Source organism: Streptomyces sp. NPDC001401 (assembly GCF_042895385.1).
GTDB lineage: Bacteria > Actinomycetota > Actinomycetes > Streptomycetales > Streptomycetaceae > Streptomyces.
In genome coordinates, this window is record NZ_JBIAWI010000002.1 from 736,692 (window position 1) to 761,163 (window position 24,472).

Genomic DNA, 24,472 nt, shown 5'->3' on the forward strand with positions numbered 1-24,472 from the left:
GATTCCGGCCGAAGATAGAAGTGCGGACATGCTCCCGTCAACGGTTTCGTCACCTCCGCTTTACACTCGCTTGGCCCTGAACCGGGGTGGCCCCTCGGCTTCCCGGGGGAACCTCGCTGTCATGGGCCCCATGTCCGTCAACGACCGTGTCCCCGGCCGCGCCGAGCCGCTCGGCTACCGCCTCAAGCGCCTGCTGCTGGGGCCGCCGCTGGCCACCGCGCGCATCCGCCATGAGAAACTCGGCAACCGCACCGCCCTCGGCGTGCTGGCCTCGGACTGCATCAGCTCCTCGGCCTACGGCAGTGAGGAGATGCTGCGGGTCCTGGTCCCCGTGGTCGGGGTCGCCGCGTTCACGCTGCTGATGCCGGTGACCGGTGCGATCCTGTGCGTGCTGGTGCTGCTGACGCTGTGTTACAGCGACGTCGTCATGATCTACACCCGGGCCGGCGGCTCGTACGTCGTCGCCCGGGAGAACTTCGGGCCCGACATCGCCCAGGTCGCGGCGGTGGCGCTGCTGGTCGACTACGTCGTCACGGTCGCCGTCCAGGTGTCGGCCGGCACCAACGCGATCATCTCCCTGGCGCATCTGACCGGCGGCGGCTGGACCGGCCTCGACCACCTGCAACTCCCGGTCAGCGTAGGGGTGGTGGGGATTCTCGCGTACGGGAATCTGCGCGGACTGAGGGAGGCCGGCCGGATCTTCGCGGCGCCCGCGTACCTGTTCATGGGCGCGGTCGGGCTGATGCTCGCCGTCGGAGTGGGCCGCTGGATGTTCGGCGACCTCCCGCACGCCGACGTGCACGCCGCCGGGGCCGTGCCACTCGGCACCCAGGGGTCCGGCTGGCTCTACGGAGCGTCACTTTTCATGGTGCTGCGCGCCTTCGCCAACGGCGGCTCCTCGCTGACCGGCCTGGAGGCGATCTCCAACAGCATCTCCGCGTTCCGCGAACCCCAGGGCCGCAACGCCCGCCGCACCCTCATCGCCATGAGCTGCATCCTCGGCGTCCTCGTCCTCGGTGTCTCCGGGCTCGCCCACCTCACCCACGCGATCCCGTACACCGACGGCACCCCGACCGTCCTCGCCCAGGAGGCCCATCTGGTCTTCGGACGCTCCTGGGCGGGCTGGGCCGGACTGGTCCTCGTGCAGCTGGCCACCGCGCTGATCCTCTACACCGGCGCCAACACACCCTTCACCGGCTTCCCCTACCTGGCCAGCTTCGTCGCCGAAGACCAGTTCCTGCCGCGGCAGTTGACCCGGCGCGGACACCGGCTCGCCTTCTCCAACGGGATCATCACGCTCTCCGTGGTGGCGCTGGCCCTGCTCCTGGTCACCGACGCCAATGTGGACCGGCTGGTCGCGCTGTACGCGATCGGGGTGTTCACGGCGTTCACCATGGCGGGAGCCGGGCTGACGGCCTATCACCTGCGCCGGCGAGAGCCCGGCCGGTTCTGGAAGGTCGCGGTCAACGCGACGGCCGCGGTGGTCTCGGCGGCCGTGGTGCTGATCTTCGCGGTCACCAAGTTCACCGAGGGCGCCTGGCTGGTCGTGGTGGTCTTCCCGCTCGGCGTGTGGACGCTGATCCGCATCAACCGCGAGTACCGGGCCGAGGCCGTCGCGCTGCAGTCCCTGCCGCCCGCCGAGGAGAGCGACCGCGCGCACTGGCGCCGGCACATCGTCCTCGTCCTGGTGGACGCCTTCGACCCGGCGGTCTTCCAGGCCCTGCGGTACGCGCACGAACTGCGCCCCGACGAGGTGCGGGCCGTGCACGTCGCCGCGGACGTCCCGCGCGCCGAGCGCCTCGCCGCGCGCTGGCAGGAGACCGACGCCACCGACGTTGCGCTGGAACTCGTCGACTGCCCGGACCGCAGAGTCGTACGCGCCCTGACCGAACTGGCCTCCGCGACCACGGCCGACGGCGACACCGCACTCACCCTCCTGCTCCCGCGTCGTGCCTACCCCAGCCTCCTGGGCCGCCTCCTGCACCGCGGCACCGCCGAGCGGCTGGCCCACGCCCTGGGCAGACTGTCGGCCGTGGCGGTGACGGTGGTGCCGTACGCCGTCGGCGAGGCCCGGAAGACGGACGGCGGGGCGGTGAGCTGACGCGACGGGTTCGCAGACGGCGCCCCCACGGGCGCAGCCGCGCCGGGTACGAATCGGTCTCGATCCGGCCCCCCGCTTGGGCACCCGGAGCGGCCCCGTAATCATGTGGCCATGCACCGGCCGCCGCCCCGCCTCCACGCCCCCGACTGGTTCACGGCCGACGACTCGGCCCTGAACGTCGCGCTCGTGTACCCGATGCAGGGCCCCGCCGGGATTTTCGGGCCCACCTGCGAGGCCTGCGCGCGGCTCGCCGCGGAGGAGATCAACAAGGCGGGCGGGGTGCTGGGGCGGGAGCTCAGGCTCCTCGAGGTCGACGGCGGAGCGGCACCCGGGCGGGTCGCCGAGGAGGTCGAGGCCCTGGTCTCGACGGGGGTGGTGCAGGGCGTCACGGGCTGGCACATCTCCTCCGTACGGCAGGCCGTCGCACCGCGCATCGCGCACCGGGTGCCGTACGTCTACACGGCCCTGTACGAGGGCGGCGAGCGCACCGAGGGTGTCTTCATGACCAGCGAGACGCCCGCCTGGCAGCTGCTGCCGGCCATGCGGCTGCTGGCGGAGACCCGGCGGGTGCGGCGCTGGTTCGTCGTCGGCAACAACTACGTCTGGCCGCGCCGCACGGCCCGCGCGGCCCGTCGCTATGTGCGCGAGTGCCGCGGCCGGGTCTGCGGCGAGGCCTATCTGCCGCTGGGCGCCGAGGACTTCGGCGACGTCCTGCGGCGCATCGAGCGCACGGACGCCGACGCCGTGCTGATGCTGCTGGTCGGCAGCGACGCGGTCCGCTTCAACCGGGCCTTCGCCGCCGCCGGCCTCGACCAGCGGTGCCTCAGACTGAGCACGCTGATGGACGAGAACATGCTGCTGGGCAGCGGACCCGAGGCCACCTCCGACCTCTTCAGCACGGCCGGCTTCTTCAGCTCGCTCGCGGACCGCAACAGCATGGACTTCCATGGCAGTTACGCCGACCGGTTCGGCGCCGACGCGCCCGTCCCCGGCAGCCTCGGCGAGTCCTGCTACGAAGGCGTACTGCTCCTCGCCGCACTCATCGAACGGGCCCGCACCCTGGACGTCTCCGCGATCGGAGCGGCCGCCGAGGACGTCTCCTACGAGGGCCCGCGCGGCCTGATCGGCCTGGACGGCCGGCATGTCCGCCAGCGGATCTACCTCGCGCAGGCGGACGGGCTCGACTTCACCGTGCTCGCCCAACTCCGTTCCCCGCACGACCTGTTGTGACCTCGCCGTCCCCGTCCAGGGCATCGCCCAGCCGGGACAGCAGCGCCCGCAGCCGGTCCCCGTCGTCCTGCTCCAGCAGCGGCACCAGCTCCGCCCAGTCCGCCCGCACCCGGCGGTCCACCCGCTGCCAGAACTGCTGCCCGCGCGGCGTCAGCTGGGCCAGGATCCGGCGCCGGTCGGCCGGATCCGTGCGCCGGTAGACCAGGTTCTGGTCGACGAGGTGGTCCATCAGCTTGGTGAGGCTCGGCGGCGGCAGAAAGGCGCAGTCGGCGATGGCCGTCATGTTGTGCCCCTGCCCGTCGGAGAGCAGTGCCAGCACCCGCCACTCCTCCACCGAGCAGCCGAACTCGTCCAGCACCTGCTGCATCCGGCGTGCGGAAAGGCGCTCGGCCCGGGTCAGCAGCCGGAGCAGTTCCTGGGGCCGGCTCGCCGCCATCGCACTCCTCAAGTCACGGGTCCACGGGGGATGTTCGACAGCGTACCCGCGATCATCCCAAGCCGTAATTAATGCTTCCTGCTGGAAGTATCCATTTTTCTGATTCATATGTTGCCGTGCGCCAAGCGCAACGGTTCATCAATGACCTTGAAACGCGGGGGAAACAGGCCCGGCGCAGTCTGTGGACCGCGCTCCCGCAGCTCAACCGCCAAGTGCGCCCCCGCATTTCCCCTCCCGAATTCACGATCTCTTTTCATTGCCCTCGGGCAAGGAGGTATTGCATGTCCGGGCTCAGCCTGAGCAGACGCGGTCTTCTGGCCGGCGCTTCCGCCCTCGGCGCGTCCGCCGCCCTCACCGCGTGCGGCGCCAAGACCGGCACCGACACGTCGTCCGGCGCCGGCGCCAAGGCGGACACCTCCGGCAGCACCGTGAAGGTGGGTCTGCTGAACTCGCTCTCGGGCACCATGGCCATCAGCGAAGTCACCGTCCACAACGCGCTGTTGCTCGCCGTGAAGGAGATCAACGCGGCGGGCGGCGTCCTGGGCAAGAAGCTCAAGCCCGTCAGCCAGGACGGCGCCTCCGACTGGCCGACGTTCGCCGAGAAGGCGGAGGCCCTGATCAAGGACGACAAGGTCGTCGCCACCTTCGGCTGCTGGACCTCGGCCAGCCGCAAGGCCGTCAAGCCGGTCTTCGAGCGCTACAAGTCGCTGCTCTACTACCCCGTCCAGTACGAGGGCCTGGAGGAGTCGCCGTACATCTTCTATGTCGGCGCCACCACCAACCAGCAGATCGTGCCCGCCCTCGACTACCTCAAGAAGCAGGGCCTGACCCGCCTCTACCTGGTCGGCAGCGACTACGTCTTCCCGCGCACCGCCAACAAGATCATCAAGGCGTACGCGAAGGCCAAGGGCCTGAAGGTGGTCGGCGAGGACTACGCGCCGCTCGGCTCCACCGAGTTCAGCACCATCACCAACAAGGTGAAGGACGCCGGCGCGGACGCCGTGTTCAACACCCTCAACGGCGACAGCAACGTGGCCTTCTTCAAGGAGTACAAGTCCGCGGGCCTGACCGCCAAGAGCCTGCCGGTGCTCTCCGTCTCCATCGCCGAGGAGGAGGTCAAGAGCATCGGAACGCAGTACCTGGAAGGCCAGTTGACCGCCTGGAACTACTACGAGACCACCCCGGGCGCCGCGAACAAGAAGTTCGTCGCCGCCTACCAGGCGGCCTACGGCAAGGACAAGCCGACGTCCGACCCGATGGAGGCGGCGTACATCTCCGTCTATCTCTGGAAGGAGATGGTCGAGAAGGCGGGCTCCTTCGACGTCGCCAAGGTCAAGGCGGCCAGCGACGGCATCACCTTCGACGCCCCCGAGGGCAAGGTCACCGTCGACGGCGCCTCCCAGCACGTCTACAAGACGGCCCGGATCGGCAAGGTCGGCTCCGACGGTCTGATCGAGGAGGTCTGGAACTCGGGCAAGCCGATCAAGCCGGACCCGTACCTGAAGGGCTACGACTGGGCCTCCGCCCTGTCCTGAGCCCCAGCTCGTCTCGCGCGGAACCCGGCGCCACCCGCGCCGGGTTCCGTCCCGCGCCCGCACCCCCGTCCCCTCCACACGGAGCCCCACGGAGCCGCTTCATGACGGTCGTCCTCAGTCAAACCTTCACGGGCATCAGCATCGGTGCCGTCCTGCTCCTCATCGCCCTCGGTCTGACCCTCACCTTCGGTCAGATGGGCGTGATCAACATGGCGCACGGCGAGTTCATCATGGCCGGCGCCTACACGACGTACGTCCTGCAGAAGTCCATCAGCAGCGCCGGCGTCTCGCTCCTGGCCGCCCTGCCGCTCGCGTTCCTCGTCGCCGGAGCGATGGGTGCGCTGCTCGAATGGCTGCTGATCCGGCGCCTGTACACGCGCCCGCTGGACACCCTGCTGGTCACCTGGGGCGTCTCGCTCATGCTCCAGCAGCTGGCCCGGGACGTCTTCGGCGCCCCCAATGTGCAGACCGCCGCGCCCGACATCCTCACCGGCAACATCTCCGTCGGCGGCGTCACCTTCGCCAACAACCGCCTGTTCATCCTGGGGTTGGCCCTGCTCTGCGTCCTCGGCCTCACCCTCGTCCTGCGGTTCACCCCGCTCGGCCGCCGCATCCGGGCCGTCGTACAGAACCGCGACCTCGCCGAGGTCTCCGGCATCGCGACCGGACGGGTCGACCGGATCACCTTCTTCATCGGCTCGGGCCTCGCGGGCGTGGCTGGCGTCGCGCTTACCCTGGTCGGACCGATCGGCCCGACGATGGGCACCAACTACATCGTCGACGCCTTCCTCGTCGTGGTCGTCGGCGGCATCGGACAGCTCAAGGGCAGCGTCATCACGGCGTTCGCGCTGGGCGTGCTGCAGTCGGTCCTCGAATACTCGACGACGGTCAGCGTCGCCAAGGTCGCCGTGCTGGTGGCGATCGTCGCCTTCCTCCAGTGGCGACCGCAGGGACTGTACACACTGCGCACCCGGAGCCTGGCATGACGACGATCACCGAACGCCTCCGCGTCCCCGGCGCCTTCGCCCTGGGCGCCGTGCTGTTGCTGGGCGTCGCCCCGCTCGCCCTCTCCGACTTCCGTCTCTCCCTGCTCGCCAAGTACCTCTGCTACGCGATCGTCGCCGTCGGCGTGAGTCTCGCCTGGGGCCGCGGTGGGCTGATGGTCCTCGGCCAGGGCGTCTTCTTCGGCCTCGGCGGCTACGCCATGGCCATGCACCTCAAGCTCACCGACGCCGCCGCGACCGGCGAGAAACTCCCCGACTTCATGCAGTTGTACGGCACTTCGGACGCGCTGCCGTGGTGGTGGAAGCCGTTCGCCAACCCGGCGTTCGCGCTCGCCATGACCGTGCTGCTGCCGATGGCGGTCGCCGCGCTGCTGGGTTTCTTCGTCTTCCGCCGCCGGGTCAAGGGCGCCTACTTCGCGATCCTCAGCCAGGCGCTGGCCGCGGCCCTCTCCATCTGGCTGATCGGCCAGCAGGCCACCACGGGCGGCACCAACGGCCTGACCGACATCCAGGGCTTCTTCGGCTACTCGCTGGACGACCCGGTCAACCAGCGGATGGTGTACTTCATCATCGCCGCCGTTCTGTTGCTCCTGATGGCCCTGGCCCGCCAGCTGTTCGTCAGCCGCTACGGCGAACTCCTCATCGCCGTACGGGACTCGGAGGAGCGGGTGCGCTTCCTCGGGTACGACCCGGCCAACGTCAAGCTCGTCGCCTACGTCGTCGCGGCCGGTATGGCGGGCCTTTCCGGCGCCCTCTTCGTACCGGCGGTCGGGATCATCTCCCCGGCGCTGATCGGGATCGTGCCGTCCATCGGCTTCGTCATCGGCGCGGCCGTCGGCGGACGGGCCTCGCTGGTGGGCGCTGTGCTCGGCGCGATCGCCGTGGCCTGGGCGCAGAGCACGCTGTCCGACGAGTTCCCGGCCGCGTGGACGTACCTCCAGGGGCTGCTGTTCGTGCTGGCGGTGGGCTTCCTGCCGGGCGGGCTCGCCTCGCTCGGCGCGGTGCTGCGCAGGCGCCGTACGCCCAAGGCCCCTGCTGCACAAGAACCGGTTGCTGTGACGGTGGGAGAGACGGAATGAGCGGCGAGGGACTGACCGTCCGCGACCTGAGGGTCACCTTCGACGGCTTCACCGCGGTCGACGGGGTGGACCTCGACATCAGCCCCGGCGACCTGCGGTTCCTGATCGGGCCGAACGGCGCCGGGAAGACGACCCTGGTCGACGCGGTCACCGGTCTGGTGAAGGCGACGGGTTCGGTGCGCTTCGGCGGCGAGGAGCTGCTGGGGAAAGCGGTGCACAGGATCGCCCGGCTCGGGATCGGCCGTACGTTCCAGACGGCCACGGTCTTCGAGGAGCTGACGGTCCTTCAGAATCTGGACATCGCGGCCGGTGCCGGGCGCGGCCCGCTCACCATGCTGCGGCGCCGCAAGGGCGTGCCGGAGTCGGTCACCAAGGCCCTGGAGACCACCGGCCTCGCCGACCTGAGCGACCGCCCGGCCGGCGTCCTCGCGCACGGGCAGAAGCAGTGGCTGGAGATCGGCATGCTGCTCGTCCAGGACGTCCGACTCCTGCTGCTGGACGAGCCGGTGGCCGGGATGAGCCACGAGGAGCGCGAGGCCACCGGCGAGCTGCTGCAGCGCGTCAGCGAGGACCGCACGGTCGTCGTCATCGAGCACGACATGGACTTCATGCGCTCCTTCGCCCGCAGTGTCAGCGTCCTGCACGCCGGCAAGGTGCTCAGCGAGGGCACGGTGGCCGAGGTCCAGGCCGACGCCAAGGTGCAGGAGGTCTACCTGGGGCGGGCCGCCGAGCCCGAACCCAGCCCTGTCGTCCCCGTCGCCGAGGAGGCCTGACAGCATGCTGGAGCTGAGCAACATCCGGGCGGGATACGACCGTTCGCCCGTCCTGCACGGCGTGAGCGTGTCGGTCCCGAAGGACGGCGTCGCCACCGTCCTCGGCCACAACGGCGCCGGCAAGTCCACCCTGCTGCGCACCGCGATGGGCCTGATCAAACCGAAGGGCGGGACGATCCTGCTCGACGGCGAGGACATCACCCGCCTCTCACCCCACCAGCGGGTGGCCCGCGGCATGGCCTACGTCCCGCAGGGCCAGCAGTCCTTCCCGCACCTCACCACCGCCGAGAACCTCCAGCTCGTCGCGGACGGGCGCAAGGACGGGAAGGAGGCGATCGCCGAGGCGCTCGACCTCTTCCCCGTCCTGCGCGAACTCTCCGGCCGCCGGGCCGGGTTGCTGTCCGGCGGCCAGCGTCAGCAACTCGCCATCGCCCGCGCCCTGGTGACCCGCCCCAGGCTGCTGCTGCTCGACGAACCGACCGAGGGCATCCAGCCCTCCGTGGTCGCCGAGATCGAGGAGACCGTCCTCGCCCTCGCCCGGCGCGGCGGACTTTCGGTCCTCCTGGTCGAGCAGCACGTCGGGTTCGCGATGCGCGCGGCCGACCGGTACTACGTCCTCGAAGCCGGCCGGGTCACCTCCTCCGGCGAGGGCGGCCCCGACTCGGAACAGGCGGTGCGCACGGCACTCAGCGTGTGACCGGGTCCCCGGGAGGCGGCACCCCGTGACGCCGGGTGCTGGGGATCGGCGACCACAGTCCGGCGCCCGGTCGTCAACTACCTTGACGGACGTCGTCGTATTGACGATCGACCGCACCGACCGCCGAAAAGCCGGGAAGCAGGAACATTCGTATGCCGCTCATCTGCCTCGTCCGCCACGGCCAGGCCTCTTTCGGCGCGCAGGACTACGACGCCCTGTCGGCCCTCGGCCGCGAACAGGGCACCGCCGTCGGCCGGGAGCTGGCCCGCCGCGGGCTGCGCGACCCGCATGTCGTCTCCGGGACACTCACCCGCCAGCGCGACACGGCCCGGCTCCTCGCCGACGCGGCCGGATTCGAGGGGCCCTCTCCCGAGGACCCGCGGTGGAACGAGTACGACCACACCGCCCTGCTGTCCCGCTACCCCCAGCACCCCCGGCCCGACGACCAGGCGGACTCCCGCGCAGTGCAGGTGGTCCTCGACCGCGCCCTGGGGCGGTGGATCGAGGACACCGCCGAGACGGGCCCGGCCGGCTGGACGGCGTTCGCGAGCGGCGCGACCGCGGCGCTGGCCGAGTTGTCCACGACCCTCGGCCAGGGCCGCGACGCGGTCGTGGTCACCTCGGGCGGCGTCCTCGCCGCGCTCTGCGGCACCCTGCTGTCCCTGCCGCCCGCCTCGGTGGTCGCCCTCAACCGCGTCGTCGTCAACGCCTCCGTCACCACCCTCGTCGTGGGCGGCTCCGGGACCAGCCTCCTCACCTTCAACGACCATGCCCACTTCACCGGCGACGGCCGCCGACTGCTCACCTACCGCTGAGCTCCCGGAGCCCCCCGACCGCCTCGACCGCGGCTCAGCGGCCCTTTGACGTGCGGTAGAGGTGGTCCAGCACCGTGACGGTGTCCTCGGCACTGCCGACCAGCATCGGGGTGGTGCGGAAGCGCCCGCCCACGACCACGGTGGGCATCTCGGTCACCTGGTAGTGCTCACGGAGCGCAGGTGCCGCCTCGACGGAGGCGTCGACCTCCTTGGACGTGTAGGCGGCCCGTACCGCCGCCACGTCGAGCCCCTCTCTGGCCGCCCATCTCACGACGGTCTGCTCGGAGGTGAGGTCCTTGCCCTGGTCCCGCACGGCCTGGAACACGGGAAGCGCCTCCTTCTCCGCGAGGTGGAGCTTGTCCAGCGTGTAGAACAGGCGGGCGTAGGCGACCATGTCGGGCTGGTCCGCCCAGACCGCGGGGATCCGCACCACCTTCACCGCGGGACTCTGCTGTGCGGCCCAGTCCTCCAGCGGCTTCTCGAGCTCGTAGGAGTGCGGGCAGTCGTAGTAGAACACCTCCGCCACCTCCCGGGCGGCGACACCGGTGACCCGGTGCTTGAGCTTGAAGTACTGCTCGCCCTCCTTCGGCTGGCCATCGGCGGCGCCGAGCAGACAGGTCAGGACGGTCGACAGCGCGAACAAGCGCATGATCTTCTTCTTCATGGCGGCCACCTTGGCGCTCCGCGTCTCGGTGCACCTCGGTGACACTCGCAATGTCCCTCGCGGACACTCGCAATGTCCCTCGATCGGACCGCCCGACAGGGTCAGGATGCAGAACCGTCCCGGAAGGGGAATGCGCGTTGACCGCTGCCGTCAAAACAGCCGGGCGATCCCGCCTCTGGTCGCACCCGGAGCTCGGGCTGCACGCCTTCGTGGACGCCACCGGCTCGGTCAGGCTGGGCACGCCCGACCAGGACTGGGCCGCCCTGATCCCCCTCGTCGAGGTCACCGCCACCGGCCACGGACGCCTGTGGTCGGGCGAACGCTTCATCGAGACGGCCATCGGCGACCGTCTGACCTACCGCGGCCACGACACGGCCGCGGACGGAAGCCGGGCGCGTACGACGATCCGGCTGGCGGACCCCGTGACCGAACTGGCCGTCCACGTCGTCCTGGAGACGAGCCCGGGCGCCGGTTTCCTGCGCGCGCGAGTGCGCCTGGTCAACGAGGGCAGCGCGCCGCTCCGGCTGGAGAGCGTGACCACCCTGACCCTCGGCGGCATCGCCGGCGCCGAGGGTGGCACCGAAGGCCTGACCCTGCACTGGGCCGACAACGACTGGCTCGCCGAATGCCGCTGGCGGCGGGCCGCCTTCCGCGACCAGGTCGTCCCGCTCAGCCGGTCCGCCCACGGACACGAGGGGCGCGGCTGCTTCGAGCGCTGCTCGCAGGGCAGTTGGTCGACCGGCCGCCACCTCCCCGTCGGCGCACTCACCGACCCGGACGGACGCGCCTGGCTGTGGCAGATCGAGTCCAGCGCGGGCTGGCGCTTCGAGACCGGTGAACGCGAAGGCGCTGCCTACGTCGCCCTGTTCGGCCCCGACGACGCCCACCACCAGTGGCAGCACACCCTCGCACCCGGCGAGGAGTTCCACACCGTTCCCGCCGCGCTCGTCCGCACCGAGGCCGGCGGGCTGGACGCCGCCTTCGGTGAACTCACCGACTACCGCCGCGGTCTGCGCCGCGACCACCCCGACCACCGCACACTCCCGGTGATCTACAACGACTACATGAACACCCTCATGGGCGACCCGACCACCAGGAAACTCCTGCCGCTCATCGAGGCGGCGGGGGCGGCCGGCGCCGAGGTCTTCGTCGTCGACGCGGGTTGGTACGACGACGACGCCCAGGGCTGGTGGGACGCCGTCGGCGCGTGGGAGCCCGCCCAGGGGCGCTTCCCCGGCGGCATCCAGGAGGTCCTGGACGCCGTCCGAGGGCACGGCATGACCCCGGGGCTGTGGCTGGAGCCCGAAGTCGTCGGTGTGCGCAGCCCGTTGGCCCGCACCCTGCCGCCCGAGGCGTTCTTCCGGCGCGGGGGCATCCGCGTCACCGAACACGGCCGGCACCACCTGGACCTGCGTCACCCCGCGGCGCGCGCCCATCTCGACTCGGTCGTGGACCGGCTGGTCGGCGAGTGGGGTGTCGGGTACCTCAAGCTCGACTACAACATCAACATCGGCCCCGGTACGGAGAACGGCCTCGAGAGCCCGGGCGCCGGACTGCTCGGACATCACCGCGCCCACCTCGACTGGATGGCCGCCGTCCTGGACCGGCACCCCGGCCTGGTCCTGGAGAACTGCGGATCGGGCGGCCTGCGCATGGACTACGCCCAGCTGGCGGTGGCCCAGCTGCAGTCCACGAGCGACCAGCAGGACCTGCTGCGCTACCCGCCGATCGCCGCCGCGGCCGCCACCGCCGTGACCCCCGAGCAGGCCGCCGTGTGGGCCTACCCGCAGCCCGGCCACACCCTCGACGAGATCGCCTTCACCCTCGCCGGGGCGCTGCTCGGCCGTGTCCATCTCTCCGGTTTCCTCGACCGCATGAACGACGACCAGTGCGCCCTCGTACGCTCGGCGCTGCGCGTGTACAAGGACATCCGGCCGCAGATCGCCCAGGCACACCCCTTCTGGCCGCTGGGGCTGCCGGGCTGGGACGACACCTGGATCGCCCACGGGCTGCGCGGTCAGGAGTCCACGTTCGTCACGGTGTGGCGCCGCGGGTCCGCCGGCGGAACGAGCTGCGAGCTCACCCTTCCCCACCTGCGGGGCGCCCGGCTCCGGCCGGACGTGCTCCACCCCGCCGCGTCCGACAGCACCGCACGGTGGAACGCGGCGGAAGGCACGCTCACCGTCCGTCTGCCCCGCCCCGACACGGCCGTCCTCCTCCGGCTCAGGTGAAGCTCACCTCGGCGCTCGCGTGCCGGTCCTCGCGGTGGGTGGCGATGTGCAGTCGGGCGTGTCCGTCGGAGGGTGTGCCGTCGGCGAGGAGGTGTTCACCCAGGAACGCCGGCCGGTGCAGCCGGTAGGACAGCGACCGCACCTCCCGCTCCGGGGCGTTCCTGCGGACCAGCTCCAGCATCAGCAGGGCCAGGAGCGGGCCGTGGACGACGAGGCCGGGATAGCCCTCCACGTCACGGCAGTACGGGGTGTCGTAGTGAATGCGGTGGGCGTTGGCGGTGAGCGCGCTGAAGCGGAAGAGCAGGGTCTCGTCCGGCCGCAGGCGCAGCCGCCACGGACCCTCCGCCTCCGGTACGGCGGAGTCGTCGAGTGTGGCCGGGTGCCGGGGCGCTGAGCCGTCGCCCGAGCGGTAGACGATGTCCTGCTCCTCGACCAGGCAGGTACGGCCCCGCTGCCGGAACTCCTGGCGTTCGGTGACGAACAGCAGCTCGCCGCTGCGGCCCTGCTTGGGGGTGACCGCGGCCAGACTGCTCACGCGTTCCGCCGGTTCGGCGAGGCGCAGCGGCTCGCTGATCGTGCAGCGTCCTCCGGCGAACATCCGCCGACGGCTGGGGACGGGAGGCAGAAAGCGGGCGTCGCGCAGATGCCCGTCCGGGCCGAGGGCCTGCTGGGGCGGCCAGTGCAGGAAGTACAGCCACTGCCACAGCGGGGGCAGCGGGTCACCGGCCGTGGCCGCGGCGTCCGGGAGGTCCAGCAGCGCCGACAGGGCAGCCGCCGGACCGGGCGGCAGGGCGTCTCCGTCCGTGACCGGATCGGGGTGCCAGGTCTCGACGTAGGAGGCGAGAGGGGCGGGGGAGGCGGGCATGGGCTTGATTTTCTCCGGTCGGCTTCAGTCAGTCAGATTTCCGTGACGCGCACCACACCTCGGCCTCGGAACTCCGTACTTGGACGCTCCGACTCCTGAAGCGTGGACGAGTCACGGCAATCCTCCTCCGATGCGGGTGCGGCGCTTCGGAAACCGGCACCCCCGCCCGCCCTCTGCGGCTTCCTTCTGCTCCTGGCCCTGATATTCGCGGTGTCCTACGCCGTCGGCACCTCCGCAGGGCCCGTCGCACCCGGCATGCACGGCACCGGCACGAGCCGGGGCGGTGGCGGCACCGGAGGCGGCGGGAGCACGGACGGCGAGATGGGGAACATGCACGGGGGAAGCAATTGATGGGCGCCGAACCGATGACGGCCCTGGTCACGACGGATCTGACCGTCGGCGGCATGACCTGCGCGGCCTGCGTGAAGCGCGTCGAGAAGAAACTCGGCAAGCTGGACGGGGTCACGGCGACCGTCAATCTGGCCACCGGACGGGCCCGGGTGAGCCATCCGCCGCAGATCGGTCCGGACGAGCTCGTCGCCACGGTCGAGAAGGCAGGGTATACGGCCGCTCTGCCCGAGCCGCCGCAGCAGCAACAGCCCGAGGAGGGTACGGAGTTCGCGGACGCCCGGCGGGAGCGTGACCGTCTGCTGGTCACCGCGCTGCTCTCCGTGCCCGTCCTCGTGCTGTCGATGGTGCCCGCGCTCCAGTTCCGCAACTGGCAGTGGCTGTGCTTCGTGCTCGCGGCGCCGGTCACCGTGTGGGGCGCGTGGCCGTTCCACACGCGGGCGGTGCGCGGCCTGCGGCACTCCGCGGCGACCATGGACACCCTGGTCTCGCTGGGTGTGGCGGCGTCCTACTCCTGGTCGGCGTACGCGCTCTTCCTCGGTGGCGCGGGCAACCCCGGGATGCGGATGCCCTTCAGCCTGGTGCCGTCCGCCTCGGACGGCGTCGCGCACCTCTACCTCGAAGCGGCCGTCGGCGTACCGCTGTTCGTGCTCGCGGGCCGGTTCCTGGAAGCTCGGGCGCGGCGCGGCACCGGGGCGGCGCTGCGGTCGCTCGCCCGACTCGCCGCCAAGGAGGTCGCCGTACGGGAGGGCGGTTCCGAACGGCTCGTCCCCATTGAGGAGTTGGCCGTCGGGCAGGTCTTCGTCGTGCGCCCCGGCGAGCGGGTCGCCACCGACGGGCAGGTGGTGGAGGGGAGTTCGGCCGTGGACCTGTCCCTGGTCACCGGAGAGTCCGAACCCGTCGAGGTCGGGCCCGGTTCGGCCGTGGTCGGCGGGGCCGTCAACGCCGGTGGGCTGCTGTTCGTACGGGCCGCCGCGGTCGGCGCGGACACCCAACTCGCCCGGATCACCAGGCTGGTGACCGAGGCGCAGGCCGGCAAGGCGAAGGCGCAGCGGCTGGCCGACTCGGTGGCCGGGGTCTTCGTCCCCGTGGTGCTGGCGCTGGCCGTCACGGCGCTCGGGTTCTGGCTGGGCGCCGGTGCCGATCCGCAGGCGGCGATCACCGCGTGCGTCGCCGTCCTGGTCGTGGCCTGCCCGTGCGCGCTCGGCCTGGCCACTCCGACCGCGCTGATGGCCGCCACCGGGCGCGGCGCCCAACTGGGTGTCCTCGTCACCGGTCCGCAGGCCCTGGAGGGACTCCAGCACCTCGACGCCGTCGTCCTGGACAAGACCGGCACGCTCACTTCGGGGCATATGAGCGTCGCCCGGATCACCGTCGTAGCGGACGGTCTCGGTCGTGATGCGGTGCTGCGGCTGGCAGGAGCCGTCGAGCAGGGATCGGAGCACCCGCTGGGGCGGGCCATGGCCGCGTACGCCCGCCGGGAGTCGGGCGAGCGACTGCCCGAGGTGGACGAGTTCAGCGCCCTGCCCGGCAAGGGGGTCCGCGGCCGCGTCGAGGGACGGCTCGTCGAAGTCCTTGCGCCGGACGGCGAGTTGCCCGCCGGACTGTCGGTGGATGAGACCGTGGCGCACACACCGGTGCTGGTGTACGTGGACGGTGTGGCCGAGGCCCTGATCGAGGTCGGCGACGTCGTACGGTCCGGCAGCTATCGGGCCGTCGACCGGCTGCGGCGCCTGGGCGTACGGCCGGTGCTGGCCACCGGCGACCGGGAGGCGCCCGCCCGCGCCGTCGCGAAGGCGCTGGGCATCGACGAAGTGCACGCCCGCTGCACCCCTCAGGACAAGGCCGGCCTCGTACGGGACCTGCAGGAGCAGGGCTGCCGGGTCGCGGTCATCGGCGACGGCGTCAACGACGCCGCGGCACTCGCCGGCGCCGATCTCGGCATCGCCATGGGCGGCGGTACCGACGTGGCCATGGGGGCCGCCGACGTGACCCTCGTACGCGGCGACATCGAAGCCCTGGCGGACGCCGTACGACTGGCCCGGCGCACGCTCGGCACCATCCGCGCCAACCTCGTCTGGGCCTTCGGCTACAACGTCGTGACCGTGCCGCTCGCCATGGTCGGCCTGCTCAACCCGATGCTCGCCGCGGCCGCGATGTCGGCCAGTTCGCTGCTGGTGGTCGGCAACAGCCTGCGGTTGCGCGGTCGGCAGCCCTCGCCCGCTGCCGCCGCACGGAGGCGTACCCGATGACTCACCAGTCCCTCTGGCGGCCGACCCGTCGCCGTCTCACCGACACCCTCCTCGCCGCGGTCGCTCCCGTCACCGCGTGCTGTGTCGCCCTGGGCGGGCTGACCACCTGGGTCAGTGCGGGGAAGGCGGGCAGCCCGGCCCGGGTCGCCGTGTCGAACGGGCGGATCTTCCTGCCGTACGGCAACACCACGGAAACCGCCGCCTTCTTCGACGTCACCAACCTCGGCGGGGCGGACGACCGGCTGGTCGGGGTGACCTCCTCCGCCACGAGCGGGCGGATCACCCTCAGCCGACACCGCATGATCGGCGGTGGGGTCGCTGCCAGGGCCGACGTGTCCTCGGCCGCCGTCCCCGCGGGCGGCGAAGTGTCCATGTCGCCGGACGGCCTGGACGTCACGCTGACAGCCGAGGCGCGCATGCGGGCCGGGGACCTCGTGCCCTTCACGCTGCGGTTCGAGCGCAGTGGGTCGGTCGAGACTCTCGCGGTGGTCATCCGGCCGAGGTCGTGAGCGGGCACCCCCCTTCTCCACCAGAAGTCGGACGGAACTCCGGGCCGGTTCCAGCTCCTTGTCGTGGTCTGGATCACACTCCGTGGATTGAGTGTGTTCCCCTGTGGATATCCGTACCCCCGCATGACGGCCGACGCCCGGATGCGAGGATGAGGCGCCATGACAGCAGGGTGGTGTTCTCGCACGGTACGGGCCGCGGTGTTCGCGGCCGTATGCGTGCTGCTCGCCGCCCTGGGTCACGTCATGATGTCCGGCAGCCATGTGCCCGCCTGGGCGCTGGTCGCCGGGGCGGCCGGGACGGGCGTCGTCGGCTGGGGCCTGGCGGGCCGGGAACGCGGACTGCCGCTGATCATCACGGTCGTGGTCGTCGTCCAGACGGTGCTCCACGAGGCGTTCTCCCTCGCGCAGTCGGCATCGGGCGGGTCGGCCTCCGCGGACATGGGCTCGATGCGGATGGACTCCATGGACATGGGGCACATGGACATGAGCCGCATGGATCACATGGGGCACGTCGGTCATTCGATGGACGGCGGCGGTATGTCGTCCGGCATGCTCGCCGCCCACCTGCTCGCCGCGCTCCTGACCGGTCTGTGGCTGGCCTACGGCGAAAAGGCGGCGTTCCGCATCCTGCGGGCGGTGGCCGGACGGCTGGCGGCGCCGCTACGGCTGCTGCTGGCGCTGCCCGCCGCCCCGGACCGTCCGCGCGTCCGCCCGCGTCGCCCCCGCTCGGACCGGGCACCGAGCCTTCGTCTCCTCGTCCACGCGATCACCTCCCGGGGGCCTCCGGCGGAGACGGCTGTCATCTGACGACAGCTGGTTTCCCGGGGCCGCCCATCCGCGCCTCGGGCCCCGGCCCTACGCCCGCGCAAGCGCCGTAGGGCCGTCTCCCCCTTTTCCACCGGACCGCCCGCGCCCTCGCGCGCCCCGGTCCGGTGCACGGATCCCGAGAAGGACACCAGGTGATCACCTCTGCCCTGCCCGATGCGCACAGCAAGACGGACAAGACGAACGAGACGAAGAAAGCGGCATCTGTCGATGAGTCGATAACCGCCTGGGCGCTGGCCGCCCGAGGCGGTGACGCGGACGCCGTCGAGCAGTTCGTCGGCGCTCTGCACCGCGATGTCCAGCGTTATGTCGCCCATCTCTGCGGCGATCCCCAGGCGGTCGACGACCTCGCCCAGGACACCTTCCTGCGTGCGCTCGGCAGCCTGCACCGCTTCGAGGGCCGCTCCTCGGCGCGCGCATGGCTGCTGTCCATCGCGCGCCGGGCGGTCGTCGACAGCTACCGGTACGCCGCTGCCCGGCCCCGCCTGTCCGACGTACCGGACTGGCAGCTGGCCGTGGAACTGGCCCAACCGTGCGACCTGCCCGGCTTCGACGACGGCATCGCCCTGCTCGACCTGCTGGCCGCGCTGCCCGACGAGCGCCGGGAGGCGTTCATCCTCACCCAGCTGGTGGGCCTCCCGTACGCGGAGGCGGCCGAGGTCAGCGACTGCCCGATCGGCACGGTCCGCTCCCGCGTGGCCCGCGCCCGGGCGACCCTGGTGGACCTGCTGGACGAGGCCGAGCCCGCCGCGCCGGCGGGGGTCTGAGCTCCATTCGTACGAGGGTGTCGGGCCGGCCGCCCCGACACCCTCGGCGGACTCGGTATCTCCGACCGGCCGGGAACTCAGGCCGTGTTCGCCCCGACTACTGGACCGGGTGACGGAGGTTCGCCCCGTGTGCCGAGTGGATCCGGGAGTTGTTCGATGCGTTCTCGTTCTCGTGTGTGGGGCGGTACGGCGGCCGTCGTGCTGGGTGGCCTGCTGGCGGCCGGCTGCGGTGGCGGGGCCGCTGAAAGGAACGGCACGGCGGACGACGGCGCGGGGAAGGCGGTCTCGGGTGAGTACCCGGTCTCCGTCACGGACTGCAAGGGTGCCGGGACCACCTTCACCAAGGCTCCCGAGAGGATCGTCACCAGCAACGCTTCCAGCCTGGAGCTGCTGCTCCGTCTCGGTGCGGGCGACAAGGTGACCGGTACCGGCTTCCCGCCGGGCAAGGGCACGTTGCCCGGTGCGCTGGACGCCGAGGCGCAGAAGGTGAAGGTGCTCAGCCGGGCCGTCATCCCGAAGGAGAAGCTCCTCGGTTCCGGCGCCGACCTGTACATCGACACCTTCGCCGGGATGAGCATGGGCGGTGGTATGGGGGACACGCCGTCCGAGGAGGAGTTCCAGGCCGCCGGGATCAAGCACATCTATCTGAAGTCCACTGCCTGCGCGGCGCAGAGCAGGAGCGCGGTGACCGATCTGTCCGCCGTCGAGGCCGACATCACCGCCCTTGGCCGGGTCACGGGTACGAGCGGCAAGGCGAAGGAACTCGTCGCCGCGATGAAGGAGAAGGTCGGCGCCGTACAGAGGGCGGTCGGCGGTGCGGCTCGGAGCGCTCGGCCGACGTACTTCTTCTTCGACTACGACGCCGGCACCAAGCAGCCGACCGTCACCTGCAATCGCCAGGTCGCCAACGCCGTGATCACCCTGGCCGGTGCCCGCAATGTCTTCGCCGACTGCGACGGCGACTACAAGCAGGTCGGCTGGGAGGACGTCATCGCCAAGAACCCGGACTGGATCCAGCTCGGGATCCGCAACCGGGGCAGCGAGGCGGCGAACAAAGAAGCCTTCGACGAGGCCGAGAAGTGGCTGAAGTCCAACTCGGCCACCAAGGGCCTGAAGGCGGTCGAGGAGGGCCACTTCCTGCGCATCGGCTCCGAGCAGACCACCATCGCGGGCGTCGAGAACGCCGACACCGTCGAGACCATCGCCAAGGCGCTCTACCCCGGCAAGGTCGGCTGACCGTGGCCTTCACACTGGTACGCCGGAAGACCACGGCGACCACGACGGCAGAGACACGCGGCCCTCTGCCCGCAGGCCCACTGGCAGCCGTCCTGGGCGTGGCACTCCTGGCCGCGCTGACGGCCGCCGTTGCCTGGGGCTCGACCTCCATTCCGCCCGGCGAGGTGTGGAGCGTGGTGTGGCACCGCCTGTCCGGCGAGGCACCACGTCCCGGCACGGACGATCTCATCGTCTGGCAACTCCGCCTGCCCCGCGCCCTGTTGGCCGCGCTCGTCGGCGCCGGCCTCGGTCTCGTCGGTACGGCCGTGCAGGCGCTGGTACGCAACCCGCTGGCCGACCCGTATCTGCTGGGCATCTCCAACGGCGCCTCGCTGGGGGCGGTCGCCGCGATCGTGCTCGGCTTCGGGGCCGGCGGTGCGCTGGGACTCGGGTTGTCCGGCGCGGCCTTCGTCGGAGCGCTGGCCACCTTCGCCCTGGTATGGGCGGTGGCGCGGAGGGGCGGGGGCTTCGCGCCGCTGCGGCTGGTCCTGGCCGGAGTCGCCGTCGGCCAGTTCCTCTCCGGTTTCACCAGCTACCTGGTCCTCCAGGCCGGGGACGAACAGCAGACCCACAGCGTGCTGTTCTGGCTCATGGGCAGCCTGAGCGGGGCGAACTGGGAACTGCTGGCGGTGCCCGCCGTCGCCGTACCCGCCGCCGGAGTGTGGCTCCAGGCCCGCGCCCGCGGACTGAACGCCCTGCTGATGGGCGACGAGACGGCGGCCGGGCTCGGCATCGACGTGACGCGGCTGCGTCGCGAGCTGTTCACCGTGACCAGCGTGCTGACCGGCGTCCTGGTCGCCGTCTCCGGCGCGATCGCCTTCGTCGCCCTGATGGTGCCGCACGTCTGCCGCCTGGTCCTCGGCGGCGACCACCGCCGGCTCCTGCCCGTCTCCGCGCTGTTCGGTGCCCTGCTGCTGGTCGTGGTCGACATCGTCTGCCGTACGGCCATGGACACGCAGGAGCTGCCGGTCGGCGTGGTCACCTCGCTCATCGGGGCTCCGGCCCTGCTGTATCTGCTGGACCGGCGGCTGGGGAGCGGCAGTTGAGGATCGACATCGAGGATCTGCAGGTCGCGTACGCGGGCCGTACGGTCGTGGCGGGCGCCCGCCTGGTGGCGGCCGAGGGCGAGATCACGGGTCTGGTCGGCCCCAACGGCAGCGGCAAGTCCACGCTCCTGCGCACGGTCTACCGGCATCTGAAGCCGGTGTCCGGGCGGGTGCTGCTCGACGGGGCCGACATCCGGGGGATGGCGCCGGCCCGGTCGGCCCGACATGTCGCGGCACTCCCGCAGGAGCGGGGCAGCGACTTCGAGCTGACCGTGCGCGAGGTCGTCGCCATGGGCCGTACGCCCTACAAGCGGGCCTTCGCCGGGGAGGACGCCGCCGACCGGGACATCGTCGCGCGAGCTCTGGCCGATGCAGGCATGGACGGGTACGCCGGACGCCGGTTCACGGCCCTGTCCGGCGGCGAACGCCAACGCGTCCTGCTGGCAAGGGCGTTCGCCCAGGGCCCCGACGTCCTGGTCCTGGACGAGCCGACCAACCACCTCGACGTCCGCCATCAGGTCGAGCTGCTGGCCCTGCTGCGCACCCGACGCCGTACGACACTGGTGTCGCTGCACGACCTCAATGCCGCCGCGTCCGTGTGCGACCGGCTGCATGTACTGCACGACGGCGCCGTGGTGGCCTCCGGCCCGCCCCGCGAAGTCCTCACCCCCGCCCTGCTGGCGGAGGTGTTCGGGGTGCGGGCAGCGGTGGTCGACCACCCCCTGACCGGGGATCCGCTGATCGCCTTCGACCACCGGGCACCGGCAGCCCACCCGCGACGGCGAGGTGCGCACGGGTGATACATCACGAACAGTCCGGCCGGGCAGCCCCCGGCGAGGATCGCTGGCTGCTGGTGGCCGTGGCGGGCCTGCTGTCGTTCGTGGCGATGCTCGACATGAACATCGTCAACGTGGCCCTGGCGGACATCGCCGAAGGGCTGCACGTGTCCGCGGCCACAGCCCAGTGGGCCGTGCTCGCCTACCAACTGCCCGTCGTCGCCCTGCTGTTGCCCGCAGGACGGTGGCTGGACGGCGTCGGGACGCGGTCCGCCGTGCTCGTCGCCACTGCCGGCTTCGGCCTGTGCAGCGCGCTGGCGGCCGTCGCGCCCTGGGCGGCCTGGCTGATCGCCGCCCGGCTCGCGCAGGGTGTGTTCGGGGCGGCGCTGTTCGTGCTGATGCCGGTGCTCGCCATGCGCTCGGTGCGGCCGGAGGCCCGGGGGAGGGCGATGAGCGTGCCCGCGACCCTCGGCCCGCTGGGCGCGGTGACCGGACCGGCTGTCGGCGGCCTGCTCCTCGACCGGTTCGGCTGGCATGCGGTGTTCCTCGTGAAGATTCCCTTCTGCCTGCTCGCTCTGGTTGTGGCGTGGCGGGCGATGCCCGGGGACGGGCGGCTGCGACGACCGGATCGCCGCTCGTCGGCGGATGCGCTGCTGGTGGCGACCGGCGTGGCGGCGCTTCTGCTGGCGTTCACCCTGGCCTCGGACGATCCGTGGTGGCTGCTGCTCGTGTGCGCCGCGGTCCCGCCGCTGTGGCGGTGGCTGCGCGGCCCCGGCGGGCGTCCGGTGACGGGCGTGCTGCGCGTCTCGGGGCTGTGGCGGGCGCACGGGGCGGTGCTGGCGCTGGCTGCCGGTTTCGCCGCGATGCACTACGTCGTAGCCCTGCACCTCCAGCGCGACGACGGAGTCAGCGCCACGACGACCGGTCTGGTCGTCCTCGCCTTCCCGCTCGGCATGGGTCTGGCCGGCCCGCTCGGCGGTCGTCTGGCCGACGGGTACGGCGCCCGCCCGGTGGCCGTCACCGGAGCCGCCCTCACCGCAGCCGGACTGCTCCTGCTCGTCCCGCTGGGCGACGGCTGGCCCCCGTGGCAGGTGGCATGGCGGCTGGCACTGGCCGGTGTCGGCATGGGCCTCAACGGCGGCCCGACCCAGGCCCTGGTGATGAGCTCGGCCCCGCCGGACCGCATCGCCACCGTCGGCTCCACCGTCCAACTCGCCCGCAGCCTCGGCTTCACCCTCGGCCCCGCCCTGGCCACGGCCGCCTGGGGAACGGGCGGTGCTCCGACCGCGGGCCTCGCGCTCGCCGCCACCGCCGCCTGTCTGGCCGTACCCCTGCTCGCGTTGCCCGGCAGACGTCCTGCGCCACTTCCCGAGCAGACCGTCACCGCCCACCACTGACCCCCTGGAGCTCGTATGTGCGGAATCACCGGCTGGGCGTCCTTCCACCACGACGCCCGCACCCAGGCCCCGGTCATCGAGGCCATGACCGCCACCCTCACCCGGCGCGGCCCGGACGCCGGAGGTATCTGGCTCGGCGAGCGCGCGGCGATCGGCCATCGCCGCCTCGCCGTCATCGACATCGAGGGCGGCGCACAGCCCATGACCGACCGGCCCCACGAGCCGTCCCTCGTCCTCAGCTACAGCGGCGAGGTCTACAACCACCACGAACTCCGTTCGCAGCTAAGGCACTTGGGCCACCACTTCAGCAGCCGCAGCGACACCGAGGTCGTGCTGCGCGCGTACGCCGAGTGGGGCGAGGACGTCGCCGAGCACCTGGAGGGCATGTTCGCCTTCGCCCTGTGGGACGAGCGCGAACAGCGGCTGGTGCTGGTGCGCGACCGGCTCGGGGTGAAGCCGCTGTTCTGGGCGGCCGTCGGCGGCGGCCTCGCCTTCGGCTCCGAACCGAAGGCGCTGTTCGCCCACCCGGAGATCCGGCCGCGCGTGGACGCCGACGGTCTGCGGGAGGCGTACAGCCTGCTGTTCAACACCGGACCGACGGTCTGGGCGGGAGTGCGGGAGGTCGAGCCCGGCGGGATCCTCGTCCTGGACCGGGACGGCATTAGCGAGCGCCGCTACTGGCAGCTGGAGGCCGGTCCGCACGGCGACGACCGGCAGGCGACCGTCGCGCGTGTCCACGACCTGGTGAGCGCCGCCGCCCGCAGCCGGCTGGAAGCAGACGTTCCGCTGTGCTCCCTGCTCTCCGGCGGCCTCGACTCCACCGTCCTGACGGCCCTGCTCGCCGACGAACTCCGCCTGCGCGGGGGCCCGGACGCCCGTATCCGCTCCTACGCCGTCGACTACAGCGACCAGGCGTCCCGCTTCACGGGCGATGTGCTGCGTACGGGCCACGACACCCCGTACGCCACCGAGGCCGGCGCCTTCATCGGCACCGACCACAGCACGGTCGTACTGGACCCGCGCGCCCTGCTCGACCCCGAGCACCGCAAGGCGGTCGTCGTGGCCCGCGACTCGCCGATCGGCGTCGGCGACATGGACACCTCGCTGTACCTGCTGTTCGGGGAGATACGGCGGCACTCCACCGTCGCCCTGTCCGGCGAGGCGGCGGACGAGGTGTTCGGCGGCTACCCCTGGTTCCACAACCCCAGGGCACTCGCTGCCCGGACCTTCCCCTGGCTGCTGGTGACGGGCGACGAAGCCGCCATGCCGCTCAACCCCGAACTCGACCTGCGCATCGGCGAGTTCCGCGACGACACCTACCGCAGCGCGCTGGCCGCCGTACCCCACCTGGACGGCGAGAGCCCCGCCGAGCACCGGCAGCGCGAGATGCAGCACCTGTCCCTGACCCGCTGGCTGGGCCAACTCCTGCACCGCAAGGACCGGTTGAGCATGGCCCAGGGCCTGGAGGTCCGCGTCCCCTACTGCGACCACCGCCTCGTCGAGTACGCCTTCACCACGCCCTGGGCGCTGAAGAGCTTCGACGGCCGGGAGAAGAGCCTGCTGCGCGCGGCCGGTACGGGCCTGGCGCCGGAGTCGGTCCTGTGGCGCCCCAAGAACCACTACCCGGCCACCCACCACCCCGACTACAACCGCGGCCTGCAGGACATGGCCCGCGACGCCCTCGCCACCGAGCAGGTCCGCGCCCTGGCCGACGAAACCCGCATCAAACCCTGCCTGGACACCCCGCCCGACCGGCTGGAGTGGGGCCACCGCCTGCGTCTTGAACGCGTCGTCGACCTCGCCCTGTGGCTCGACCACCACCAGCCCGAACTCGCCCTCTGAGGAGC

The 24,472-nt window shown here is 71.7% G+C and carries 21 protein-coding genes; 18 read left to right on the forward strand and 3 right to left on the reverse strand.

What is annotated here, in order from left to right:
- Window positions 1-130 precede the first annotated feature (130 nt).
- Together ACFY10_RS10870 and ACFY10_RS10875 are read left to right on the forward strand one after the other, a co-directional pair.
- Window positions 131-2,101: an APC family permease gene (locus ACFY10_RS10870; RefSeq protein WP_390664723.1), complete on the forward strand. Its 1,971-nt coding sequence runs from the start codon at window positions 131-133 to the stop codon at window positions 2,099-2,101.
- Window positions 2,102-2,212: 111 nt separating this feature from the next.
- Window positions 2,213-3,331, forward strand: coding sequence for a substrate-binding domain-containing protein (locus ACFY10_RS10875; RefSeq protein ID WP_390664724.1), 1,119 nt, complete (start codon window positions 2,213-2,215; stop codon window positions 3,329-3,331).
- On the opposite strand, the gene ACFY10_RS10880 is transcribed toward ACFY10_RS10875, so the two are convergent.
- The gene (locus ACFY10_RS10880; RefSeq protein ID WP_390664725.1) at window positions 3,288-3,767 is read right to left on the reverse strand and encodes a MarR family winged helix-turn-helix transcriptional regulator; all 480 of its coding nucleotides are present in this window, start codon (window positions 3,765-3,767) and stop codon (window positions 3,288-3,290) included. The two genes, ACFY10_RS10875 and ACFY10_RS10880, sit on opposite strands and share 44 nt — an antisense overlap.
- Before the next feature lie 281 nt (window positions 3,768-4,048).
- On the opposite strand from ACFY10_RS10880, the gene urtA reads away from it, so the two are divergent.
- From urtA to ACFY10_RS10910, 6 genes are all read left to right on the forward strand, one after another.
- The gene (gene urtA, locus ACFY10_RS10885) at window positions 4,049-5,302 is read left to right on the forward strand and encodes an urea ABC transporter substrate-binding protein (protein WP_390664726.1); all 1,254 of its coding nucleotides are present in this window, start codon (window positions 4,049-4,051) and stop codon (window positions 5,300-5,302) included.
- A 101-nt stretch (window positions 5,303-5,403) separates the two neighbouring features.
- Window positions 5,404-6,288 carry an urea ABC transporter permease subunit UrtB gene (gene urtB / locus ACFY10_RS10890; RefSeq protein WP_390664727.1) on the forward strand — a complete coding sequence of 295 codons (885 nt, stop codon included), beginning with the start codon at window positions 5,404-5,406 and terminating at the stop codon, window positions 6,286-6,288.
- Window positions 6,285-7,385 (forward strand): urea ABC transporter permease subunit UrtC, encoded by a 1,101-nt coding sequence (gene urtC, locus ACFY10_RS10895; protein ID WP_390664728.1) that lies wholly within the window; start codon window positions 6,285-6,287, stop codon window positions 7,383-7,385. The genes urtB and urtC overlap by 4 nt, the downstream gene beginning before the upstream one ends.
- Window positions 7,382-8,158, forward strand: a complete 777-nt coding sequence (gene urtD / locus ACFY10_RS10900; protein WP_390664729.1) for an urea ABC transporter ATP-binding protein UrtD — start codon at window positions 7,382-7,384, stop codon at window positions 8,156-8,158. Before urtC ends, urtD begins: the two co-directional genes overlap by 4 nt.
- A 4-nt stretch (window positions 8,159-8,162) precedes the next feature.
- Window positions 8,163-8,855 carry an urea ABC transporter ATP-binding subunit UrtE gene (urtE, locus tag ACFY10_RS10905; RefSeq protein WP_390664730.1) on the forward strand — a complete coding sequence of 231 codons (693 nt, stop codon included), beginning with the start codon at window positions 8,163-8,165 and terminating at the stop codon, window positions 8,853-8,855.
- A gap of 152 nt (window positions 8,856-9,007) precedes the next feature.
- On the forward strand, window positions 9,008-9,670 hold the full coding sequence (locus ACFY10_RS10910) for a histidine phosphatase family protein (RefSeq protein WP_390664731.1): 663 nt from the start codon (window positions 9,008-9,010) through the stop codon (window positions 9,668-9,670).
- A 34-nt stretch (window positions 9,671-9,704) separates the two neighbouring features.
- Here the strand turns inward: ACFY10_RS10910 and ACFY10_RS10915 are convergent, their stop codons facing one another.
- A complete protein-coding gene (locus ACFY10_RS10915; protein ID WP_390664732.1) occupies window positions 9,705-10,334 on the reverse strand; it encodes a thiol:disulfide interchange protein DsbA/DsbL in 630 nt (209 codons plus the stop codon).
- Window positions 10,335-10,471: 137 nt separating this feature from the next.
- Between ACFY10_RS10915 and ACFY10_RS10920 the strand changes: the two genes are divergently transcribed.
- Window positions 10,472-12,565 (forward strand): alpha-galactosidase, encoded by a 2,094-nt coding sequence (locus ACFY10_RS10920; RefSeq protein WP_390664733.1) that lies wholly within the window; start codon window positions 10,472-10,474, stop codon window positions 12,563-12,565.
- Here ACFY10_RS10920 and ACFY10_RS10925 read toward each other — a convergent pair.
- Window positions 12,558-13,430, reverse strand: coding sequence for a hypothetical protein (locus tag ACFY10_RS10925; protein ID WP_390664734.1), 873 nt, complete (start codon window positions 13,428-13,430; stop codon window positions 12,558-12,560). The two genes, ACFY10_RS10920 and ACFY10_RS10925, sit on opposite strands and share 8 nt — an antisense overlap.
- A 350-nt stretch (window positions 13,431-13,780) precedes the next feature.
- On the opposite strand from ACFY10_RS10925, the gene ACFY10_RS10930 reads away from it, so the two are divergent.
- The 9 genes from ACFY10_RS10930 to asnB all read left to right on the forward strand — a co-directional run bounded on the left by ACFY10_RS10930 (window position 13,781) and on the right by asnB (window position 24,467).
- On the forward strand, window positions 13,781-16,030 hold the full coding sequence (locus ACFY10_RS10930) for a heavy metal translocating P-type ATPase (protein ID WP_390664735.1): 2,250 nt from the start codon (window positions 13,781-13,783) through the stop codon (window positions 16,028-16,030).
- A complete protein-coding gene (locus ACFY10_RS10935) occupies window positions 16,027-16,539 on the forward strand; it encodes a copper chaperone PCu(A)C (RefSeq protein WP_390664736.1) in 513 nt (170 codons plus the stop codon). The genes ACFY10_RS10930 and ACFY10_RS10935 overlap by 4 nt, the downstream gene beginning before the upstream one ends.
- A gap of 159 nt (window positions 16,540-16,698) precedes the next feature.
- Window positions 16,699-17,346: a hypothetical protein gene (locus ACFY10_RS10940; protein WP_390664737.1), complete on the forward strand. Its 648-nt coding sequence runs from the start codon at window positions 16,699-16,701 to the stop codon at window positions 17,344-17,346.
- Between the two features lie 152 nt (window positions 17,347-17,498).
- The gene (locus tag ACFY10_RS10945) at window positions 17,499-18,131 is read left to right on the forward strand and encodes a sigma-70 family RNA polymerase sigma factor (protein ID WP_390664738.1); all 633 of its coding nucleotides are present in this window, start codon (window positions 17,499-17,501) and stop codon (window positions 18,129-18,131) included.
- A 156-nt stretch (window positions 18,132-18,287) separates the two neighbouring features.
- Complete coding sequence (locus ACFY10_RS10950) at window positions 18,288-19,367, forward strand: ABC transporter substrate-binding protein (protein WP_390664739.1); 1,080 nt, start codon at window positions 18,288-18,290, stop codon at window positions 19,365-19,367.
- A 2-nt stretch (window positions 19,368-19,369) separates the two neighbouring features.
- Window positions 19,370-20,452: a FecCD family ABC transporter permease gene (locus tag ACFY10_RS10955; protein ID WP_390664740.1), complete on the forward strand. Its 1,083-nt coding sequence runs from the start codon at window positions 19,370-19,372 to the stop codon at window positions 20,450-20,452.
- The gene (locus tag ACFY10_RS10960; protein ID WP_390664741.1) at window positions 20,449-21,252 is read left to right on the forward strand and encodes an ABC transporter ATP-binding protein; all 804 of its coding nucleotides are present in this window, start codon (window positions 20,449-20,451) and stop codon (window positions 21,250-21,252) included. Before ACFY10_RS10955 ends, ACFY10_RS10960 begins: the two co-directional genes overlap by 4 nt.
- Complete coding sequence (locus ACFY10_RS10965; protein ID WP_390664742.1) at window positions 21,249-22,625, forward strand: MFS transporter; 1,377 nt, start codon at window positions 21,249-21,251, stop codon at window positions 22,623-22,625. Before ACFY10_RS10960 ends, ACFY10_RS10965 begins: the two co-directional genes overlap by 4 nt.
- A 15-nt stretch (window positions 22,626-22,640) precedes the next feature.
- Window positions 22,641-24,467 (forward strand): asparagine synthase (glutamine-hydrolyzing), encoded by a 1,827-nt coding sequence (gene asnB, locus ACFY10_RS10970; protein ID WP_390664743.1) that lies wholly within the window; start codon window positions 22,641-22,643, stop codon window positions 24,465-24,467.
- The last annotated feature ends 5 nt before the right edge of the window (window positions 24,468-24,472 follow it).

Excerpts from the sequence above, each read along its gene's own strand:
- asnB (WP_390664743.1), top strand. The coding sequence starts at position 22,641 with ATGTGCGGAATCACCGGCTGGGCGTCCTTCCACCACGACGCCCGCACC.
- ACFY10_RS10910 (WP_390664731.1), top strand. The coding sequence starts at position 9,008 with ATGCCGCTCATCTGCCTCGTCCGCCACGGCCAGGCCTCTTTCGGCGCG.
- ACFY10_RS10940 (WP_390664737.1), top strand. The coding sequence starts at position 16,699 with ATGACAGCAGGGTGGTGTTCTCGCACGGTACGGGCCGCGGTGTTCGCG.
- ACFY10_RS10880 (WP_390664725.1), bottom strand. The coding sequence starts at position 3,767 with ATGGCGGCGAGCCGGCCCCAGGAACTGCTCCGGCTGCTGACCCGGGCC.
- ACFY10_RS10925 (WP_390664734.1), bottom strand. The coding sequence starts at position 13,430 with ATGCCCGCCTCCCCCGCCCCTCTCGCCTCCTACGTCGAGACCTGGCAC.
- urtC (WP_390664728.1), top strand. The coding sequence starts at position 6,285 with ATGACGACGATCACCGAACGCCTCCGCGTCCCCGGCGCCTTCGCCCTG.
- ACFY10_RS10875 (WP_390664724.1), top strand. The coding sequence starts at position 2,213 with ATGCACCGGCCGCCGCCCCGCCTCCACGCCCCCGACTGGTTCACGGCC.
- urtB (WP_390664727.1), top strand. The coding sequence starts at position 5,404 with ATGACGGTCGTCCTCAGTCAAACCTTCACGGGCATCAGCATCGGTGCC.
- ACFY10_RS10950 (WP_390664739.1), top strand. The coding sequence starts at position 18,288 with ATGCGTTCTCGTTCTCGTGTGTGGGGCGGTACGGCGGCCGTCGTGCTG.
- ACFY10_RS10930 (WP_390664735.1), top strand. The coding sequence starts at position 13,781 with ATGGGCGCCGAACCGATGACGGCCCTGGTCACGACGGATCTGACCGTC.
- urtE (WP_390664730.1), top strand. The coding sequence starts at position 8,163 with ATGCTGGAGCTGAGCAACATCCGGGCGGGATACGACCGTTCGCCCGTC.
- ACFY10_RS10870 (WP_390664723.1), top strand. The coding sequence starts at position 131 with ATGTCCGTCAACGACCGTGTCCCCGGCCGCGCCGAGCCGCTCGGCTAC.
- ACFY10_RS10935 (WP_390664736.1), top strand. The coding sequence starts at position 16,027 with ATGACTCACCAGTCCCTCTGGCGGCCGACCCGTCGCCGTCTCACCGAC.
- urtA (WP_390664726.1), top strand. The coding sequence starts at position 4,049 with ATGTCCGGGCTCAGCCTGAGCAGACGCGGTCTTCTGGCCGGCGCTTCC.
- ACFY10_RS10915 (WP_390664732.1), bottom strand. The coding sequence starts at position 10,334 with ATGAAGAAGAAGATCATGCGCTTGTTCGCGCTGTCGACCGTCCTGACC.
- urtD (WP_390664729.1), top strand. The coding sequence starts at position 7,382 with ATGAGCGGCGAGGGACTGACCGTCCGCGACCTGAGGGTCACCTTCGAC.